The 21,264-nt window shown below is 41.1% G+C and carries 11 protein-coding genes; 1 reads left to right on the top strand and 10 read right to left on the bottom strand.

Annotation, left to right across the window (positions count from 1 at the left end; translation table 11 throughout):
- Positions 1–51: 51 nt before the first annotated feature.
- The 10 genes from ED557_15380 to ED557_15335 form a co-directional block, all read right to left on the bottom strand.
- Positions 52–516, bottom strand: a complete 465-nt coding sequence (locus ED557_15380) for a 6,7-dimethyl-8-ribityllumazine synthase (protein RNC79455.1) — start codon at positions 514–516, stop codon at positions 52–54.
- A 6-nt stretch (positions 517–522) separates the two neighbouring features.
- Positions 523–1,374, bottom strand: coding sequence for a PHP domain-containing protein (locus ED557_15375; GenBank protein ID RNC79454.1), 852 nt, complete (start codon positions 1,372–1,374; stop codon positions 523–525).
- A complete protein-coding gene (locus tag ED557_15370; GenBank protein ID RNC79453.1) occupies positions 1,374–3,014 on the bottom strand; it encodes a S41 family peptidase in 1,641 nt (546 codons plus the stop codon). The genes ED557_15375 and ED557_15370 overlap by 1 nt, the downstream gene beginning before the upstream one ends.
- 5 nt (positions 3,015–3,019) lie before the next feature.
- Positions 3,020–5,008, bottom strand: coding sequence for a LysM peptidoglycan-binding domain-containing protein (locus ED557_15365; GenBank protein ID RNC79452.1), 1,989 nt, complete (start codon positions 5,006–5,008; stop codon positions 3,020–3,022).
- A gap of 105 nt (positions 5,009–5,113) precedes the next feature.
- Positions 5,114–6,838 carry an NAD+ synthase gene (locus tag ED557_15360; GenBank protein ID RNC79451.1) on the bottom strand — a complete coding sequence of 575 codons (1,725 nt, stop codon included), beginning with the start codon at positions 6,836–6,838 and terminating at the stop codon, positions 5,114–5,116.
- A 40-nt stretch (positions 6,839–6,878) separates the two neighbouring features.
- Positions 6,879–7,289, bottom strand: a complete 411-nt coding sequence (locus ED557_15355) for a hypothetical protein (protein ID RNC79450.1) — start codon at positions 7,287–7,289, stop codon at positions 6,879–6,881.
- 20 nt (positions 7,290–7,309) lie between these two features.
- Complete coding sequence (locus tag ED557_15350) at positions 7,310–9,250, bottom strand: hypothetical protein (protein ID RNC79449.1); 1,941 nt, start codon at positions 9,248–9,250, stop codon at positions 7,310–7,312.
- A gap of 14 nt (positions 9,251–9,264) precedes the next feature.
- Entirely contained in the window at positions 9,265–10,578 is a 1,314-nt protein-coding gene (locus ED557_15345; GenBank protein ID RNC79448.1) for an MBL fold metallo-hydrolase, read from the bottom strand.
- Positions 10,514–10,999 (bottom strand): hypothetical protein, encoded by a 486-nt coding sequence (locus ED557_15340; GenBank protein RNC79447.1) that lies wholly within the window; start codon positions 10,997–10,999, stop codon positions 10,514–10,516. Before ED557_15340 ends, ED557_15345 begins: the two co-directional genes overlap by 65 nt.
- Positions 11,000–11,205: 206 nt before the next feature.
- Complete coding sequence (locus ED557_15335; protein ID RNC79446.1) at positions 11,206–13,788, bottom strand: T9SS C-terminal target domain-containing protein; 2,583 nt, start codon at positions 13,786–13,788, stop codon at positions 11,206–11,208.
- Positions 13,789–14,180: 392 nt separating this feature from the next.
- Here ED557_15335 and ED557_15330 point away from each other — a divergent pair, with 392 nt between their 5' ends.
- The gene (locus ED557_15330) at positions 14,181–21,152 is read left to right on the top strand and encodes a CHRD domain-containing protein (GenBank protein ID RNC79445.1); all 6,972 of its coding nucleotides are present in this window, start codon (positions 14,181–14,183) and stop codon (positions 21,150–21,152) included.
- Positions 21,153–21,264 lie beyond the last annotated feature (112 nt).

Raw genomic sequence — 21,264 nt, 5'->3', positions numbered from 1 at the left:
GCTTCTTAAATTAGAGCTTTACTCGTCTTTAAGCAAGGAAAACTGGCTCTATTAAGTATTAAGCTTTCGTTGAAGATCTATCATTTCTAATAGTGCTAGTGCAGCCTCTCCTCCTTTGTTCCCCTTTTCTCCTGCACGCTCTATAGCTTGTTGTACATCATCAGTAGTAAGGACACCAAATGCCACTGGTTTTTGGTACCTAAGATTTAGTTCTAGTACTCCTTGTGTTACCGCATCACAAACATATTCGAAATGTGGAGTTCCTCCGCGTATGACTACGCCCAATGCTATTACTCCGTCAAAAGTACCTTTATCTAATAATGATTGAACAGTTAAGGGTATTTCAAAAGAACCAGGACAGCGAGCTACAAGTATATCTTCATCCTTTATCCCATTCCCCTTTAGTGCTGCTAGAGCACCCTCAAGCATCCTTTCAGTAATACTTGAATTCCACCTTGATACTACTATTCCAACTTTTGCACCTTCCGGCCTTGTTGTTCCTTCAATAAGATTCATCGATAGTTAGTTTTTTAGTTCTACAATTTGCTTTCTCTGCTCACACATTCTATTCATCTTATCAACATGCTTTAGAGCAACTGATACCACGCCTAAATGTCTTTTTGCCATTTCCTTTCCGCCATGATAATCACTGCCTCCTGTAATAAGCAATGCGTTCTTTTCGCATATAGCGGTGTACTTTTTTTGAAGTGTAAAATTATGGCTTGGGTGAATACATTCTATGCCATCAATACCCAACTTGATAAATTCTTCGATTTCCTTTTCAGAGTAAAATTTAGCTGGGTGTGCCAGCACTGCAGCACCGCCTATGCTTCGAATAGTTTCAATAACTCTAGATACCTCAGGGTAGTTTTGGTTGATTTCACCAAGTTTTTCAGTACTTAAATACCTATCAAATGCATCATGATGATTTCTGGCATATCCTTTATTAACTAAAACCTTGGCCAGGTGAGGGCGGCCTATATTGGCTCCGTTCGCCTCCGCTCTTACTTCATCATAATCCACAATTAGCCCGATACCATTTAGTCTTTGAATAATTCCTTTAATTCGATTCCTCCGTTCAATTCGCTGCGAAATAAAAAAATCGGCGAAGAATTGGGTATCTGTATTAAAAAAATAGGCCAGGATGTGAGATTCACGATTTTTATAAGAACTGGTTATTTCAACCCCTGGAATTAATTGTATACCTAGTTCATCGGCTCTTTCTTTAGCAGCAAAATACCCTTCATAAGTATCATGATCGGTAATAGATAGCGCAGAAAGCTTCTTTTCTACTGCGATTTCTACTGCCTCAACCGGATCTAACTTCCCATCAGAAAAAGTTGTGTGAATGTGTAGATCTGCTTTTGGGAGCATTACCCTTCACCGTTCAAAATACCCGAAATATTTTTTGGGCTTGAAAGCACATTTAATGCTTCCATTATTTGATCATCAAGAAGCAGGGCTGCGTCTTTTTCTGCGTTTTGACCTTTAAATCGGGAAATCAGCTCGAGATAAAGAATTTTCTTTATTCTCGACTCAGCTTCCTCAAACTCGGTAGCCTTCTGATCGTCAATAATATTTTGAATAGCATCGATATTTGACCTGATCTCTGTTTCTTGGTGTTTCCCTTTGAGCTCGGCCAATAGTAGTTCTGAATCAGTTATGTAGTCGAATTCTTGATCAACTAAAAACTCTTTGAAATCCTCAAAAACTGATGCTGGTAATTCAGGCTCATTGAAAGACGGATTTTCAGCTTCATATTTTGTTGCAAAATCAAAGTAGTGTCCTTGTTGGAGCAACGATACTTCTAGTAAACCGGGAATTTCACCAGTGGATATTACATCAGGTTCAATGCCTCTTCCTTCTTTTACTTCGCGACCATTTCTTGTCCTAAAGATGCGATTCGCAGTTTCAGCTCGCGAAATGGAAGAATTTCTGGATTGATGAGTATAATCAACAGATTGAATACTCCTTCCACTAGGAGTAAAATACCGTGATATAGTAATCTTCATTGAAGTATTGTAAGGCATTGGTTTTACTATCTGCACCAATCCTTTACCAAAACTTGTTTCTCCCAATATCACTGCCCGATCTAAATCCTGAAGTGCCCCCGAAACCACTTCTGATGCACTCGCACTGCCTCCATTCATGAGAACAACAATAGGTTTATCAAAAAGTACAGGCTCGCTTGTATTATATGCTTGATTATATTCCGCTATTCTTCCTCTGGTTTCTACTACGGTAAGTCCTGGCTCAACAAATTTATCAACGATAGCGACTGCTTCTTGTAGAATTCCCCCGGGATTATCTCTTAAATCCAGAATTAACCCTTGCAGTTCTCTTTCCGATGAGACCTGGTTTAAAGCTTCACGAATTTCACTTGCCGAATTCATTCCAAATTGAGCGAGACGTATATATCCAACCTCTCCGTCATTACCTAAATTCGTAAAATGTGTAACGTTGGGTACTTCAATGCTTTCTCGGGTTATCTCGAATTCAATAGGCTGGTCTACACCGAAACGGGTGATTACAAGTGTAACACTGGATCCTATCTCTCCCATTGTAAGGTTTTGAACTTCTTCGGGTAATAGTCCTTCGGTAGAAACACCATCAATAGATAGAATGACATCTCCTGCTCTAATACCTTTTCGTTCAGAGGGTCCACCCTCGGTAGGAGCTACAATTACTACTTCTCCATCCCTAAAGCCAGCTTCGATACCAATCCCAGCATAGTTGCTTCTAGAAAAAATCTCAGCTTGTTCGTTTTGGGATTCGTTATAGAACACAGTGTATGGATCAAGTGTCTCAAGCATAGCCTGCATTCCGTTACGCATCAGCAGCTCAGGATTTACCTGATCAACGTATTCAAGAGCTATGTTCTCATAAGCTTTACTGAATATGGAGAAGTTTTTTTTGATGAGGAAATAGACATCCTGCTCTTGAAACCCATAGGTATTAGCAGGTATTAACATAGCTAGCAAAAGCCATAAACTTCTTCTCATCAAATTTCTCATATGTCCTATTTTATCCGGAGGGATTGACCTACATAAATCCTCGAACCGGAAATATTATTTAATCTTCGGATTTGTGAGGTACTCACTCCATGTGATTCAGCGATTTCGCTAAGTGTGTCGTTTTGCTTAACGACGTAAGTAACCGATCCATTGTCATTGGTTGTAGTAGAAGAAGCCAAGAAGATATTTTCTCCTCTTTTTTGCTTGGTCTCTAAATCCTGCTTCTCTCTGAATGAGAGTTTATCTATTTGCGTATAGTGGTCTTTCCTGGAATTAGGTACATAGATAGACAGGTTTTGACCTACCCGAATAGTATTTCCAATATTGTTCCAGGTTCGAATATTCCAGGCTCTCACATCATACCATTCTGCAATATGACCAACAGTATCTCCGGTTTTTACTTTATAAGTAAGTTTCGTTGAATTTGCAGGAACACTACTGCTTGTGCTGGTAGACCTTGTGGTTGTAGTACCACTTCTTTGGTTGGTTGGCCTATTTACAGATAGTTGTGAAGTACTTCCGTTTGGTAGCGGAACTGCCAATACCTGCCCCGGATAAATGATGTTCGATAGATTCTCATTGGTTGCATAAATACCACTTACAGTGGTTCCGTACTTTCTTGCTATTAATCCAATAGATTCTCCGCTTCTAACAGTATGCATGGTTATACTTTGATTGGCATTCTCTTTTGGAATGTCATCATAAGAAGCTAGGAACTCCGCTTTTTTACCTGTTGGGATTTTTAATGCATATTTATTTCCCGGAGGGGTCGCCCATCTTAATAATTCCGGGTTGTAATCTTTCAGTTCCTGAGTAGTGATTCCAATAATTTTAGCCATCTCCTCAAGAGGCATCAACCCATCAACTTCGACTACATCATATGAGTACGGATCTTTGCCGTAATTCTTTTGGAAGCCAAATTCCTCAGGACTCATATTAATCATTGTTGTAGCTATGAAACCAGGAACATATCCACGAGTTTCTCTTGGCAGATATGGATATGCAGCCCAATAATCTTTCTCTCCACCAGCTCTTCGAATTGCTCTGTTCAATCCACGGGGACTAATGTTGTAATTTGCCATAGCCAGATGCCAGTCTCCCCAAATATTATGTAAGTCTTTAAGGTGACGTGCAGCAGCTCTTGTAGCTTTTTCGGGATCTCTCCGCTCATCTACCCACCAGTTAATTTCTAATCCATAAACCCTGCCCGTAGCCGCAATAAATTGCCACATACCAACTGCTGAGGCCCAGCTTCTCGCTGTGGGGTTAATTCCACTTTCTATAAATGACAGATAAACAAGCTCTGGTGGCAAACCTTCTTCAGCAAAAATCTCATCCATCATTGGTTTATATACTTCAGCTCGTTCTCTCCAGGTTTCCATAACCTCCGGTCTTCTGAGTGTATAGTAAACCAGGTGCCGATTGACCTGAGCATTCTGTACCAGAGGAACTGCTGTATTTTGAATGGAAACATCATTCGGAAACTCAAAATTATCAGATAGCAGAGTTTCGTCCTCCAAAAAATCCTCCTGAATTGCGAAAATCTCACCCTGAGGCTCACTTTCTGAATCTGTTATTCCATAGAACTGACGGTATTCTGAAACTACAATTCTGGATAATTCACTAAACCTGCGATCGGAGCGAATTTCAGGGTAATCGTCCAATAGACCCTGAGAAGCCTCTACAGCATCATTAATATATTTTTCAGTTAAAACGGCATCTTCAGCCACCTGTGCATCAAGTGCCATGATGTACATTTTATAAATATCGGATACCCTGCTGATAACATCTTTTTGAAATCCATCTAGTGGAGCTAGAGTTGGGGTCTCGTTTAATCCGTCCTGGGTTTGAAAGCCTTCCATCGAATTAGAGTAAGGTAAAAGCCTCTGGGGCATCTCCTTATTTTTAACGGAAGCTGTTGAGTCCTGCGCCCAACTTAGTGTGGTGCCTAACATGAGAATAGAAAAACTAATAACGATTAGCTGCTTTTTCATAAAGGTTCTGTAGATTAATAAGGGTTCAAGTTAATGATTATCAGCTTTAATGTGAATGAAAGTCCATTTTAAGAATGGAACCAAGATTATAAAACAAAACACTCTTTAGACGTTCTTATCAGCAGATAGTTTTCCATGATTTTGTAAAATCTTCTCCTGACCTGTCCATTGCTGAACAATAGGCCATCTTCTACCAGATCCAAATGCTTTTGCTGAAATTTTTAGGCCCGGAGCAGCCTGGTACCGTTTATGTTCATTTCGATCTACTAAATGAAGAGTCCGATCCACAACTTCTTCCTTAAAACCCTTTACAATGATTTCCTCTCTTGATAGCTGATCCTCCAGGTAATATTTCAAAACAGCATCTAATGTTCCGTATTCCGGTAAAGAATCTGAATCTTTTTGATCAAATCTTAACTCAGCGCTGGGTTCTTTTTCGATGATAGTATTAGGTATTACTTCACGCTGATAATATTCTTCGTTCAACCATTTACACATGGCATACACTTCCGTTTTGTAAAGATCTGAGATCACACCGAGTCCTCCGGCCATATCTCCATACAGGGTGCAATATCCAACGGCTGTTTCCGATTTATTACCTGTGTTCAAAAGCATATGTCCAAATTTATTGGATATAGCCATCAACAAATCACCGCGTGTACGGCTTTGCAGGTTCTCCTCAGCTACATTAAAAGAGGTGCCTTCAAATAATGGATTAAGTTGAGTTCTGTACGCATCAAATATGGGATGTATTGGAATGGTTTCCAGCTCTATCCCCAGGTTTGAGGCTAGTTGTTCGGAATCGGAGACACTTCCTTCACTTGAAAATTTCGATGGCATAGTCACTGCCAATACATTTTCAGCACCCACTGCTTCAGCAGCGATGGCACAAACGAGTGCTGAATCAATACCACCGCTCAATCCCAGAGTAACCTTTTCACCAAGTTTTGATTTTCTAAGGTAATCTCTAACACCCAGAACTAACCCATGAAACATGGTCTCTATAGGATTTGGGATTGTACGTTCGCATTCTGCGTACTTTCCAGCGTCCAGTGTTTGGGTTTTCGGATTATATTCTACATCTACAAAGGTGGATTTGAAACGCTCATCTCTTGTAACTATAAATCCGGTTTCATCCAGGGCCAGGGAATCTCCATCAAAAATTAATTCCGTATTTGCTCCTACCTGGTTTACATAAAAAAGAGGCAAGCCTAATTCACGGGCGTGTTTCTGGAGCATTCCTACCCTGCTTTCCGGTTTCCTTTTTGTGAACGGAGATGCCGAAATGTTGATAATTGCCCTGGCTCCTTTTTGAGCTAATATCTCAGCAGGATTGACCGCATAGGTATGATATTGTATCTCATTGTCGTTGAACCAAATATCCTCACATACAGTGATTCCAAAAGGAATTCCGTGAATTAAAATTGGCTCAAATTCAGTACCAGGCTCAAAATATCTTAAATCATCGAATACATCGTAGGTAGGTAGGAGTGCTTTATGAGTACGAGCAATTTCGCTGCCATTTTGAGCAACAATAGCCGAATTAAAGCACGGGCGACCAACCCCAGTCAGGTTTTCAGTTAGAGAACCGAAAATGACTGCTGTTTTTTTGGTCCTGGAAATAATCTCCTGTGTTATCTCATAACACAGCTCTCTGAAAACCTTTCGCTCAAGCAAATCCATAGGTGGGTAGCCGCAGGTCACCAATTCGGGAATAAGCAAGATATCGATCTGATCTGCTTCGGCCTTTTTAATGGCATCAAGCACGAGGGCTTGATTGCCAATCAGATCTCCAATGGTTGGATTAATTTGTTCCAGGCGAATTTTCATGCCCAAAGATACGGCAATTCGAGAAAGAAGGTGAAAATTCTCAGCTGATTCTTGTTATCCTGACATTTATGGAGTCGCTATTATTTTTATAATGGCCGTATGCGTCATTTGCATAGCAAATCAGCTCTCCATGATCACCTGGTGAATAGTTAGGCTCCAACGCACCTATCGGGAAATCAGAATTCTTTTCGCCTTTTATCTTCCCCATTAGAGTAAACCATTTAGCACCACGATATCTCTTTTTCCAGGAAAATAGATTTAGAAAAATATTTGAAAACCCATCCGCGCTTACCGTTTGACTAAAGAGTTTTCCATCGGTCCATTTTTGATCCTTGGGGTCTACTTCAATTCTATAAACCCCATGCTTAGAAAGCCAGAAGCAACTTCGGTTATCTACTTTTTGAGAATCGACAATAAAAGTACCCGACTCATGTATCTTTAATTCCTTCATATTTACCTCCCGGAAGTATTTTACTTTAACAGTTTACGACATCTCAGATCTTCCAGAATGGTATCAATAAGAAAATTCGCTCCTTCTTTGGCTATTTTCTTTTTAATAAACCCCTTAAAGACTAAGACTCCTTTTAATAAAAAGCTTAGCCTGCTTCTAGGGATCATATCTACAAGAATATCGAGAACCCTTTTCACTCGCTCGTAAATGTCACCGTATCGTTCATGTAACTCTTTAGCATCGTATTTTGGCATATCCTTCACAGAATATTTATAGCGATCCATACTGCTATAGGTTTCTCCGGCCGGAGGTTCTTCTTCTTTGAAGATCAGATTTACATCCGGAATAATAGGGAGATACATATTAGTCTCCTTTGTCTCTTTGTCAGTGATAACAATCTTAAACCGTTCGATCATCTCCTCATCAAATTCTCCATTACTTTTTTTCCAAGCTTCGTGAATAGGATGTACCGTATTATTTTCCGGATCGAATGGCATACTCAGAAATGCTCGCATAAAATTGCGGGCGTTATCCCTTCCCAAAAAGAAGTCATGATTTCTAAATTTTATATCCAGAAAACCACCAAAAGCTCCGATACTTGCTGTAGCTAAGGGATAATCGATTTTCTCATATTTTTCTTGCTGATCCTCGATCACCTTTTCATACTTAACCGGGTATACCACCCCCCTATAAAATTGATCATCCAACAAGTACTTTAATTCATGGCGTTTAATTTTTGCCTGATCCCAAAGGGTACCTACAATACTTGGTGCTACGCCAAACAGATCTTTTTCTTCTGAATAAGGTTTTCTGAGTTCCGGACGATCCGGGAAAGGATCAATCATGATTAATCCATATTTCTGATAATCATTATCATCCAGCACCTTCATGTCCTTTCTTTCTGCCACACCAGGATTCGCCCTTGCTCTAAGAATGTTTTCTACTTCACCAAAAGGTTCATTATTAATAGCACCGCCATCTACAGTAAGACTTGAATATGGATCAGGAAAATTAGTCCATAGTATATTTTGGAACATACTTGGGTTCGCTTCCCAAAGCTTTTGGTCGACTACCCGGCTAATAGTTCTTTTAATGTAGTTTTCGTTGAACAGGGAAGTATCAAATTTCCGATACATCAAACCTATTGGAAATGCTCCCGTTGCCATCGCAATCATTTGGATCTGTTTTTTTACATGATCGTCGTAGGGATTCAGATAGATGTATTCATCGGGATTAGTTGGAGTACCATTATTCAGTTTTAAATGCGACAATAAAAAGTGTTCATAGGTTGCGTGCCTGGGGGCGCTACGGAGTTTTTTATTGGTATTGTTACCAAATGGTATTTCCAAAGGAACTCCCCTTAGCATGGCATGAGCAATTACCATTTCCAAATCTCTGGAAAAATAATCCGGAAGATTGTCTGTAGGATCCGTTTCTGAGTCTCCCTCTAAGACGAACGCTTTCTTTGCGATCTCTTCGATAAATGAAGAATTCAATATTGAATGGATCTTGCCATCAGACAAATCGCCTGTATCAAGTCCTCGCTGAAATGTGGTGACTTTACCTTTATCACCAAGACCTACCCAACTATCATAGAATACATTACCGGTCTCCTCTCTTTCCTTGCTAAGGTCGATTTCCTGAACCGGATTGAACTTTCCCTTTATAGCATGGAGACCTGTCATGGCTGTAGTCATTCCCCCACCTGAGTTACCACCAATAACCTCGATCATAACTTTATGTGGTGGCACCATTTTTTTCTGCTCTTCTGTGAGGTCTACTTCAATCCATTCCCCATCGCTGGATTTTACCTTTCTCTTACCTTTTTTTGCCGCTTCCCATTGATCCAGTACTTCAAAGAAGTAATCCATCACTCCACCGATGTAGCATCCTGCAGAAGAGGCTCCAGCCATAGTTATTCCCAACTGGAAAGTATCTTTTGATAATTCGTTCTCAGACATAATCTCGCTCCTTATTAATTAGCCTTATCTCCCAGTTTCCAAATCAAATCCCCATCAGATAAGAAGACCAGGTCTCCATCATTGTTTGTGATATAAATGGCAGCTTTCGTTGTTACTTGTTCCCATTTTTTTGTGGAGGAATTAAAAGCCTCAAGTGTGGTTTTTATACCAGAACGCTCCGATACATATGGAAGTAAATTTTCAATTGTACTCATTCTTGGATGTAGGTGACCTTCAGCTTCATCTTCTTCTGATCCATTTGTCCCAATAGTTTCTCCACCACTCGAAATAGCAGCAATATCTGGAGTTACAGCTTCTAAAAACTTTTCTGTAGTTGAAGTCTCAGACCCATGATGTGCTACTTTCAGCCAATCTGTATCTAGCAATGGAGCAGTAGATGGATCTGTTAGCAGTTTGCTTTCCAGCTCTTCCTCACTATCTCCAGTAAAAAGAAAGGAAGAACTTCTATAGTCCATTCTTATCACAATGGAATAGTCATTGATATGCATTCCTTCTTCATCAAAGCCCTGAGGTCGTAAAATTGTCACTTTAACATCACTCCTACTGCAAAAATCGATTTCAGGAAGTTCGATATCTGTTAATTGCTTACGATTTATCTCGTTTTCAATGATCATTGCTTCAAGTGATTCATAAGTAGCTGATTTATCATTCTCTTTTCCGCTATCCAGATATAAATCCACTTCATAATTCATTAACAACCAATCCATACCAGCTATATGGTCCGAATGTGGGTGAGAGGAGACAACTAATTCAATAGGGTCATTTATGCTTTGATGACTTCGTATATAATTTTTGAATTCTTTTACCGAGCCTGGGTACCTAATTCCCATATTTAGTTCCCCGGAATCAATCACCATTTGATGCTTTCCATCCGGGCATACTATATATATAGCATCCGCCTGACCTACATTAATCATATGTACCTGAAGAAAACCGGTTGCTGGACCGTCTTCACTCTCTGTATCTCCAGGCATTGCTTCTTCCTTATATCTTACATGAGTTTTGTAGATATACCCTACCCCGCCATTTGGGAGCTCAATTTTCCAGTAGCCCGTTCCATATAATCGCTCTTCTCCAGCTATCTTTAAGGCTACACCTCCCTGGATTCTGGTAATTATTTGAGAGCTACTCAAAGAATCGGCTCTTACTGGTGCTTTCTTTGAAGTCACCAAATGACCTGCGAATACATCCCCTAATCCAAATACGCAAAAGAGAAGTATTAGCCCAACAACTTTATAGAGTCTAGTTACTTTCATCTCTGTTTTTCTCCCTCTCTTTTTGTGCTGTGCTTTTAAAATCCAGTACATCAACAAATAGTTTTATAGATGCTTTACTACCTCCTGCTACAATTAGCCCTGTAAGAGCATACCCAAATACCTGTGGCTCATTATATGTTTTAAAGAGAATCGTGATTGCATCAAATTCCCAAAAAACTACTACTGCTATCGATACAATTATAGAGACTATCTCTTTTGTCCCTTTTTTCTTTTTCTTAGTCCCTTCCTGCTGAGATTCAGCATCAGCTTTATCCTGCTTTTTATTTGAGTTTTTATCCGTTGGTGGAGTAGGATCAGGTAGATTTTCCGGATCATACCATTTTAAAAATAATTCGGACTGAAAGAGTGGTGATAAAGCCCGCTCTACGAAAAAAGAGAATACCACAATAGTTATGAGTACCTCTATTAACAAGTTAAAATCAACTGAGAATTCAAAGATTGCCGGATCCATAATTCTTACCCTTTTAAGTTATTAGTTAGCATACATACCCGACTCATAGGTATACTACTCCCCCGAGTCTGTTTAGTAAGAGCGATTCCAAAGGAAGTCCTTACAGAATTCCTTTAATTAATTTTGGGGATTAGCTTTTAAGAAGAACTACATAATTATGTAGTCTTATGAATTGGCAATAATATTACTGAGAAAAGGTGCTGAAATTACTTCAACAGCACCATTTTTCTTGTTAATGATGAACCCCCTGCAGTCAATTGATAAATGTAAACACCACTTGAAAGTGAGGATGCATCAAATGAAACCGATTGTTCACCAGCCGTCTGTCTTTCACTTACCAACGTTGCTACTCTTCTACCCATAAGATCGAATACTTCCAGATTAACCTGTGAAGCATTTTCCAGGTTATAAGAAATGGTAGTAGTAGGATTAAAAGGATTCGGGTAATTTTGATCCAGCCTCAACGTATATGCTCTTTCAGAAGGCTCATCTTCATTTGAAGTGATTACTCCCCACTTAAATCGAACCCATACTGGAAAGTGATCTGAAGTTTCACTTAAAAAGCTTCCGATATAAAATGGATTCTCTACCCGCTCAGTTCCTTCAAAATATTCATCGGACAACTGTGAATTGAATACAATGTGGTCAATCATTGAAAACCTTGAAAAAGAAGTATAACCTGCCTGCTCTAATGATTTAGTCACTATGGTGTATTCAGTGTCGTCGTCAAAGTTTTTATAAGGTGAGTCCTCGCCTTCACTGGTCGATTCAAGGATTTCATCGTTAAAATCTCCCAGAACGATGACGTTATCTCCTTGATGAGTATTATCTAAATAACTTTTCAATTGACCGGATGCATTTAATCTCTGGCTATAATCAGATGGTTCCCCAAAAGCTTTAGCGTGAATATTATACGCGTAGATTTCCCTTCCCTCACCATTGATATTGGCCGTGAACTGAAGCAAGAAAGGATACCTTCCGTTTGCCCAATCTGATTGAACCATACCGGATGTAATTAGCTCGGAATCCTGAAATTGAATAGAGTTCGTATTGTATAAGTAAGCCGTTCTTTGAGTTTGGCTAAAATCCGCAATTACCCCATCATAATCCTGTAAATCGGAGACCAAAGAATTAAAAAGCGTTACATCCGAAATTTCCTGTAATGCATAGATATCTGCATCCAAAGTTGTAACTAAGGTTTTAACATTTTCAAATTGGGTGTTAACATCGGCAGGGCCATTACCTTCGTCTCCAAACCACTCGATGTTCCATGTTACTACATCCAGTGTAAAGTCCTTAGAAATACTATCTCCCGGAAATGTAACTTCTTCGACACCAACATCGGCGGTGAAACGAGGAAGGATTTGATAAACTCCCGCAAACTTACCTACTGCGGCCACAATATTGGTAGCTTCAGTCGGTGCCTGAGCTCCTACCAGATTGGTATTATTGTCAATTCGAAGTTCAGCATCTGCGAAACCGTCTGATACTCCATAGTTTTGATTCCCTTGAAAAGCGCCGGAATGATCAATCGTTGCATTCTGGATGACTACTAACTGACCTTCATAATTACCGGAATTAACCTGCTCAAGATTTACTGGTCTTGGAGATACTTCCCTTTTTTCAGTGTCAATAATTTCGAAGAGTACATTGCTGTCGTCATCTGTATCAGAAATTTGAAGTAAGAAGTCTTCATCATTTCCAGCAATAGGTCTGAAAACAGTAAGTGGACCGGTAACAGTAACAGAATCTCCTATTTCAGCAGTAGTATGAAGGAGCTCCCAAAAAACAGCAATTCCGGCAGTACCATCCTGCATGTAAAGCGGGCCTCCGAATTCATTACCTACTGTTACCCTTCCGGTAACGGTTACACGGGTACCAAGTGGAAAATCTCTGGCTGTTGAGATCGGAATAATCTCTCCATCTTCGATTCCTTCACCGGAGAGTGTTACACCAAATGAAGGGGCGTTTTCGGAGTTATTAAGAATACTAATAGAACCAGCTGCTTCACCTGCACTTTGAGGTTCGAATGTTAGCGTCAGATCCGTTGATTCATTGAAAGCCAGAGAACTATCCGCAAGGCTTGAAACGGAGAATCCTTGTCCTGTGATGGTTACTTCTGAAATGTCTAACTGGGTATTACCTGTATTTTTGATACTGAGTGTTTTTTCTCTTGAGGTACCTACCAGGGTAGTCGGGAATGTAGTAGTGCCCGTATCATTAATGGTGATATCATCTACAGTAACGGCAATTGTTGCGGTATCGCTGGCTTCTACAAAATCGGTGATTCGGATATCATCAATATTCAATCGGTCTGTGCCAGCCGATTGTATGAATTTGAAGCGGATATTGCCGGAAATGGCAACCGAAATTGTTCGTTGTTCAAGGGTTGACGGAGCAGCTAAGGGATCGCCAAGATTTTCCCAGGTGCTTCCTCCATCAGTTGAGTACTGTACTTGCAACTCATTGTCATCGCTACTTCCATAATTAGCGAAATAAAAGGAGACTTCATCAGCACCATCCGTCTTATCAAATTGCATATAGATGTTTCCGGTCCGGTCATTTCTGCGATCCATTCTTACTCCCTGGGAGCCATTAAACTTGTCATTGGCCAGGTTTCCCAGTAAGGCATCATCCAGAAACCAGTTTCCTGAAGAAAGGCTAACAGTAGCTCCGGTATAACTTGCCTTTTCAGCACCTTCGAAATCTTCGAAGAGCTGAGCCTGAACCGGATTGTTGGAAATAAGAAAAAGAAGACCTAGAACGGAAAGAAACTGCAAATACTTCATCTAAAAAAAATTTGAAAATTGAGCCTGAAGTTAAGCAGTTGATGTTAACAGATCATAATCGGATTTCTATTCTTTCAATTTTGATAGCTCTGTCCTTTTGCTGTCTTATGTTGAGTCATCCTGAACTTGTTTCAGGATCGGGGTGTGGGATGACTAAGGAAAGAATTGGGATGTCGACAGAGGCAAGTGCAGGATAACCAGAAAGAGAAAAGGGCGAAGGTTATAATTCAGTAACCAAAAAATAACCTATCATTAATCTTAATTCAGAATGTTTACACTTTGGTAAACTAAATTGGATTCTGTTAATCAAATCGTAAATCACTAGTAAAGGTGAAGTAAAGTTAGGTTCGGATTCTGGGGAGTTACTAACCCTTAATTAACAAACCTAACTAATGAAGAAACAAGCTAACATTTTGCTGCTTTTAGCAGCTCTTATTTTTTCTTCCGCGGGGGTTTTTGCTCAGGATGTATCCTTAAATCTGATCGGGCAATACCATACCGGACTTTTTGATGCTGGTGCTGCTGAAATTTCAGCCTATGACCCAGCTTCAAAACAACTTTTTTTCACGAATGCTGAGGATAACTCAATCGTGGTATTAGATCTCAGCGACCCTAACAACCCCTCTGAAGTAACCACCATAGATATGAGTGTTTATGGTGATGGGGTTAACAGCGTAGCTGTTTACAATGGACTTGTAGCTGTTGCGGTACAGGCCGATCCTGTAACCGACCCTGGTAGCGTAGTCTTTTTCAAAGCCTCTGATGCAAGTCATATCAGCACTGCTACTGTTGGAGCACTACCAGACATGTTAACCTTCACGAATGATGGCGAAACAGTTGTAGTAGCCAATGAAGGTGAACCTAATGACGATTATGATGTAGACCCTGAAGGTTCTATTTCTATTCTTGATGTCTCGGGAATTGATGCAAGTGCCGGAACCGGTTCAGCTGTGGTATCAACTGCTGATTTCAATGATTTTGATACTCAAGAAGCTACTCTTTTAGCTGAAGGAGTAAGGATTTTTGGTCCCGGAGCAACAGTATCAGAAGATCTTGAACCGGAATACGTAACCATCTCCAGTGATGATGCTACTGCTTATGTAGTACTTCAGGAAAACAATGCTATTGCTGTTGTTGATATCGCTTCTGCTACCGTAACTGATATCTGGGCACTTGGATTTAAAGACCACTCAGAATTTGGCAACGAAATCGATGCAAGTAATGACGACAATGCCATCAACCTTGCTAAATGGCCTGTAATGGGTATGTATCAGCCTGATGCAATCTCTATCATCACAATGGATGGGAATGATTATTTAATTACCGCAAATGAAGGTGATGCCCGTGATTATGATGGTTTTTCTGAAGAATTCAGAATAGGTGATTTCCGATTAAACCCCTCTGTGTTTACTGATTCGGACTTACAGGAAGATGAAAACCTGGGCCGTTTAAGAACTACCAATACTCTTGGTATGAATGCGGATTCTCTATTTTTTGTGATGGAAGCTGATTCTGCACAGGAAACTTCAGGCGGAGATAATAGAGGATCTGGCGAAGGCGAGTTCAAGTATGATGTAGCTGCACAAACTATGACCTTTACCATGACTTTTGAAGGTCTGGACTTCAACGGCTTCAATGGTATGGATACCCTAACTACCGACGATACTTCTGATGATGTTACCGCAATGCATTTCCATAATGCGGCAAGCGGAGCTGATGGAGGAGTGCTCTTCAACATTTTGACTGATGGTGATACCGAGGTTACTACTGATGATGCAGGTGTTACTACAGTTACTGGTGAGTGGTCTGAATCAGATTCCACGTTTGCAGCTATTCTTTCTGAAATGGAGGAAGCTCTTTTTGAAGAAGAAATTTCACTTTATGTTAATGTTCATACCGTTGGTCAATCAAATGGCGCTATTCGTGGTCAGTTGATTGCTGATCCAATGTTTGACGAGCTTTATTCATATGGCGCGCGTTCGTTCAGTATCTGGAGTGCTACTGACGGTTCTTTGGTCTACGATAGTGGAAGCGATATGGAATTAAGGCTTTCATTGCTAGAACCTGATAATTTCAACTCTACCAATTCAGAGAATGATTCTTTTGATAACCGTTCTGACGATAAAGGGCCTGAGCCTGAAGCAGTAACTGTAGTTTACCTGGCAGGTAAAACCTATGCATTCATCGGTCTTGAAAGAATCGGTGGGGTTATGGTGTATGATGTAAGTGATCCAACCGATCCTACTTATATTTCTTATGCCAACCCAAGAAACTTCAACGAGCTGGACTTCAACGAAGATACTATTGAAGAATTGGCCGATGCTGATGATACTGAAGCTATTGCAGCAATTATGCGATCTACCATTGCCTCTGGTCCTGAAAGCATCACCTTTTTAAAGCAAGGTACCAGCCCTGCTGCCCTTCCTCTAGCTCTTGTCAGCAATGAGGTAACTGGTTCTATTACCGTTCATGAAGTTGAATTTGCTTCTGAGGCTGCTCCGATTTTTATCTCTGAGTATGCTGATGGAGATGGTGGAAGCAACAAGTACCTGGAACTTTATAATCCAACCGATGAAGATGTACTTCTCCAGGATTACGCAATTGCTCGTGTATCTAACGCGCCAAGCTTACCCGGTGATTTTGAAAGCTGGGAAGACTTTTCAGCTACAGATACAATCAAAGCTAATAGTACTTTCCTTTGGGTAAATCCAAGTGCTGTTGACTCGCTGCTCGATCTTGCTGATGCAACGGGTAGTGCATTCTTTAACGGAGATGATGCTGTTGCTCTCGTTTTCGGTACCGAAGATGATTATGAAGTACTTGATATGTTTGGCGATTTCCTTGGAGATCCGGGTACTGCCTGGGATGTAGCCGGTATCTCTGAAGCAACTGCTGATCGCGTACTTATAAGAAAGTCTTTCATTAAAGAAGGAAACCCTGCTCCTCAAGGCTCATTTGGTTCTTCAACGCTTACTTCTGAGTGGATTGTTGGAGAAGATGGAGCTAATGACTTTAGCGATGCCGGTGAGCATATGATTGATAACTCCATCACGCTAACCATTCTTCATAATAATGATGGTGAGTCTCAGCTTATAGATCTGGGATCGGATACTCTTGAAAACTTTGGGGGTGCTGCCCGCTTCAAAACTCTTGTTGAAGATTTAAGAGACGAAGCTGATTACCCAGGAAGTACTTCTATCCTGCTTTCTTCAGGGGATAACTTCCTTGCAGGTCCTGAATTTAATGCTGGTGTAAATAACGGGGTATTCTACGATGCTCTTGCAATGGACCAGCTTGCTTACGATGCAATTGCTCTTGGGAACCATGACTTCGACTTTGGCCCTCAAAATACTGCTGATTTCATCTCTGCATTCGAACAAACCAGCCCAACCTTCCTAAGTGCGAACCTTGACTTCAATGGCGAGCCTTCGCTAAAAGAACTTGAAGGCGATGGACGAATAGCAAGCAGTACTATTGTGGAAGCCGGGGGTCAAATGATTGGTATTATTGGTGCAACTACACCAAACCTTCCGTTTATCTCAAGCCCTGGTAATGTAGAAGTAGATTCTGATGTAGCCGGACTGGTACAGGACGAAATTGACGCTCTTGAAGCTGCGGGTGTTAATAAAATCATCCTTATTTCTCACCTTCAGGGTATTGAAGAAGATTCCACGCTTGCAACGCAACTTTCTGGCATCGACATCATGATTGCTGGTGGTGGTGATGAACTTCTTGCCAATGATGGTGATCTTCTGGTACCAGGAGACGAAGAAATCGTTTACGGCTCATATCCTATTACCGTACAAAACCTCGATGGTGATGATGTACCAATCGTTACAACCAGAGGGTCTTACTCTTATGTTGGACGATTAATCGTTGAGTTTGATGAGAACGGTGACATTGTTCAAGTAAGCGATGATTCCGGCCCGGTTCGAGTTTCAGGTATTGGAACTGACGCTGTAGATGAAGATCTGACTATGTTTGAAACTGTTGTGGAGCCTGTAGCTGACTTCCTTGATCAATTAGACCAAAATGTGATCGCAGTTAGTGATGTAGCACTTGATGGTGTAAGAGGTAACGTTCGAGGTAAAGAAACAAACCTTGGTAACCTTATTTCTCAGGCTTACTTAAGAGTTGCACAGGATAGAGCTCCTGATTTTGGAGTGAATGTTCCTGATGTTGCTCTTCAAAATGGTGGCGGTATCCGAAATGACAATGTGATTGCAGCTGGAGATATCACTGAATTACTAACCTTCGATATCCTTCCATTTGGAAACTTTCTCAGTGTAGTTGAAGAAATTCCTGCTGAGCAGTTTAAGGAAATTATGGAAAACGCCGTTTCCAAGATTAGTAGCGAAACCGGTGAACCAAGCGGAAGTGGTACTGGCCGATTTGCCCAGGCTGCAGGGTTCTATTTCGTATATGATCTAGAAGGCGAGCCTCGCCAGTTCGATGATGAAGGAAATGTTACGTTCTCAGGAGATCGAATTGTTGATCTTGTACTTGATGACGGAACGGTAATAGTTCGTAACGGAGAGGTAATCGAAGATGCTCCAAATGTTAATATGGCTATTGGTGACTTCAATGCAGGTGGCGGAGATCAATACCCATTTGGTGATCTTGGATTTACCAGATTAGGTATCACTGATCAGCAAGCATTCTCTCTCTACCTTTCTGACAGCGAGTATCTTGACGGCGAAGTTTCCGGAGATGATTTCCCAGAAGGTGGTCTTGGAAATATCACGCGTACTGACACCTATATTGAGGATATCCTTGAAACCGAAGAAGGTGTTCGTGTAACGGTTCACGGTGTTGTCACCAGAGCAGCAGGTGCTATTGCCAGAATCCAGGATCCTACAGCTGGTGTAGCAGTATTTAGCTTTAGTGGTGAGTTCCGCGATTCAGTAGAAACCGGTTATATCCGTCAGGGAGACCTGATAAGAGTGACTGGTGAAATTGATCCTTTTAACGGACTTCATGAAATCGCCGGAGACCTCCTATTTACCGTTATTTCTCGTAACAATACCCTTCCTGAGCCACAGTTGGTAACTCTTGCTGAGATTGCTGCTAATGGTGAGGAATATGAAAATGAGTTAGTGGTTGTAAAAGATATCACTATTACAACTGACGACACTGAGTTCTCTTTAGGAACTACCTATGATATCACTGATGAATCTGGCGAAACTGAAGTAGGACTTAGAGTTCAAACCAGCTCAACAGGTGAGTCTGCCAATTTTGTTGGAACTACAGTTCCTGATGGTGAATTTACATTTACAGGTGTTATTGGTCAGTTTGATGGTTCTGGAAATAATAACTCCGGATATCAGTTAGTACCAAGCTTATCTTCTGATATAAGAACTTCATTCCAGCTTGCCATCCTTCACAATAATGATGGCGAATCTCAGCTTGTGAATGCTGGCGAAGGTTTAGAAGACTTCGGTGGTGTAGCTCGATTCAAAACCATGGTTGATTTAATGAGATCATCTAACCAGGCTATGAGCCGTGGAGTATTGATGCTTTCTTCAGGAGATAACTTCCTGGCAGGCCCTGAATATACCGTTGGTGAAAACGATTCTGTATTCTACGATGCTCTTGCTGTAGATGACATTGGATACAACGCACTTTCGCTAGGTAACCACGATTTCGACTTTGGACCAGAAGTAACTGCCGATTTCGTTAGTCAAATCAACAGTATCTTCTTGAGTGCAAACCTTGATTTCTCTGAAAACGCATCCCTTTCGGCACTTGAAGATGATGATCAAATTGCAGCAGCTGCTGTATTTGAAGTAAATGGTGAGGAAATAGGAATCGTAGGTGCAATTACTCCAAACCTTCCATTCATCTCAAGCCCTGGCGATGTTGAAGTACTTGATGATGTTGCCACTATCGTTCAAGCTGCTATTGATGAGCTTGAAGCAGAAGGTGTCGACAAGATTATCTTGATCTCTCACTTACAGGGAATCGAAGAGGATTCAGTGCTAGCTACCCAGCTTTCCGGAATTGATATCATGATTGCTGGCGGTGGTGATGAACTTCTTGCTAACGACGGTGATGCCCTCATTCCTGGAGACGAAGGCGATGTATTTGGTTCATATCCAATGTACGCTGAAAACCTTGACGGAAACGACGTACCAATTGTAACTACTACTGGTAGCTACAAGTATCTTGGTCAGCTTGTCGTTGAGTTTGATGCGAGCGGTGATGTGGTACAGGTTCTGGATGAATCAGGCCCGATCAGAATTGCTGGTGGAGACAATGATGACGCTGTTGAAAGCGATCCATACCTACAAGAAACTGTAGTTGACCCGGTAGTTGAAGGGTTAGCAGAGCTTGCATCTAACGTGATTGCCAGCTCTGAGGTAGCTCTAGATGGTGTTAGATCAAATATCAGAGCTCGTGAAACAAACCAGGGTAACCTGATCGCAGATGCCTTCATATGGCAGGCAAATGAGTTAGCTAATGACTTTGGTGCTCCACAAGTTCAGGTTGCTATTGCTAACGGTGGTGGTATCAGAAATGACAATGTTATTCCTGCAGGAGATATCTCCGAGCTTACCACATTCGATATGCTGCCTTTCTTAAACTTCATCACTATCGTGGAAGGTGTTACACCGGAAAGATTCAAGCTGATGATGGAAAATGCAGTATCCAGAATCTCCCTTGACGGAGGTGAGCCTATCTCATCCGGAAGCGGTACAGGTAGATATGCTCAATTTGCAGGGTTTAGCATGCAATACAATCCAACATTAACCGCTGTTGAGTTAGATGATAATCTGGAAGCTACTGTTGAAGGGTTACGCGTAATCGATATTACTCTCGAAGATGGAACCAAGATCATCGAAAATGGACAAGTTGTTGCTGGCGCTCCTGATGTAAACCTTGCAACTGCTAACTTTACGGCAGCAGGTGGAGATCAATATCCGTTAGCCGATCTTGATCAAACACTGGTTGGTGTTACTTATCAGCAGGCACTTTCGAACTACATTGTTGAAAGTCTGGGAGGTTCTATCACTTCTGCTGAGTATCCAGAGGGTGGTGAAGGCAGAGCCGTAGTCACCGACAGAATGCCGGTTGCTAACGAGCAAATCTCCGGACTTCCAACCGAGTTTGGTCTGGATCAGAATTACCCGAATCCATTCAACCCCACTACTAACATCCAATTTGCTTTACCACAAGCTGCTGATGTTCAGTTGTCGGTATATAACATGCTTGGGCAAAAGGTAGCTACTCTTGTTAACAACAAGATGGAGGCTGGCTATCACAGCGTAGCTTTCGATGCAAGAAGCCTGGCTAGTGGCATGTATATTTACCGAATTGAAGCGGGTAAATTTACCAGCGTGAAGAAGATGATGCTTATCAAATAAGCGAGACTCTGCTCACACAAGAAGCAGAATAGTAGCTCTGTTTCATGTTTATCCCGTACATCGAGAGATGTGCGGGATTTTTTTTATCATCCAGAAGTACCCAGTTTAATTC

The organism is Balneola sp., from assembly GCA_003712055.1.
Classification (GTDB): Bacteria; Bacteroidota; Rhodothermia; order Balneolales; family Balneolaceae; genus RHLJ01.
This window is presented reverse-complemented; position numbering and strand designations above follow the sequence as displayed.

What these genes read in the sequence shown, in the direction of transcription:
- ED557_15335 (RNC79446.1), bottom strand. Translation starts at nt 13,788, where the DNA reads ATGAAGTATTTGCAGTTTCTTTCCGTTCTAGGTCTTCTTTTTCTTATT.
- ED557_15360 (RNC79451.1), bottom strand. Translation starts at nt 6,838, where the DNA reads ATGAAAATTCGCCTGGAACAAATTAATCCAACCATTGGAGATCTGATT.
- ED557_15375 (RNC79454.1), bottom strand. Translation starts at nt 1,374, where the DNA reads ATGCTCCCAAAAGCAGATCTACACATTCACACAACTTTTTCTGATGGG.
- ED557_15380 (RNC79455.1), bottom strand. Translation starts at nt 516, where the DNA reads ATGAATCTTATTGAAGGAACAACAAGGCCGGAAGGTGCAAAAGTTGGA.
- ED557_15340 (RNC79447.1), bottom strand. Translation starts at nt 10,999, where the DNA reads ATGGATCCGGCAATCTTTGAATTCTCAGTTGATTTTAACTTGTTAATA.
- ED557_15330 (RNC79445.1), top strand. Translation starts at nt 14,181, where the DNA reads ATGAAGAAACAAGCTAACATTTTGCTGCTTTTAGCAGCTCTTATTTTT.
- ED557_15355 (RNC79450.1), bottom strand. Translation starts at nt 7,289, where the DNA reads ATGAAGGAATTAAAGATACATGAGTCGGGTACTTTTATTGTCGATTCT.
- ED557_15370 (RNC79453.1), bottom strand. Translation starts at nt 3,014, where the DNA reads ATGAGAAATTTGATGAGAAGAAGTTTATGGCTTTTGCTAGCTATGTTA.
- ED557_15350 (RNC79449.1), bottom strand. Translation starts at nt 9,250, where the DNA reads ATGTCTGAGAACGAATTATCAAAAGATACTTTCCAGTTGGGAATAACT.
- ED557_15365 (RNC79452.1), bottom strand. Translation starts at nt 5,008, where the DNA reads ATGAAAAAGCAGCTAATCGTTATTAGTTTTTCTATTCTCATGTTAGGC.
- ED557_15345 (RNC79448.1), bottom strand. Translation starts at nt 10,578, where the DNA reads ATGTACTGGATTTTAAAAGCACAGCACAAAAAGAGAGGGAGAAAAACA.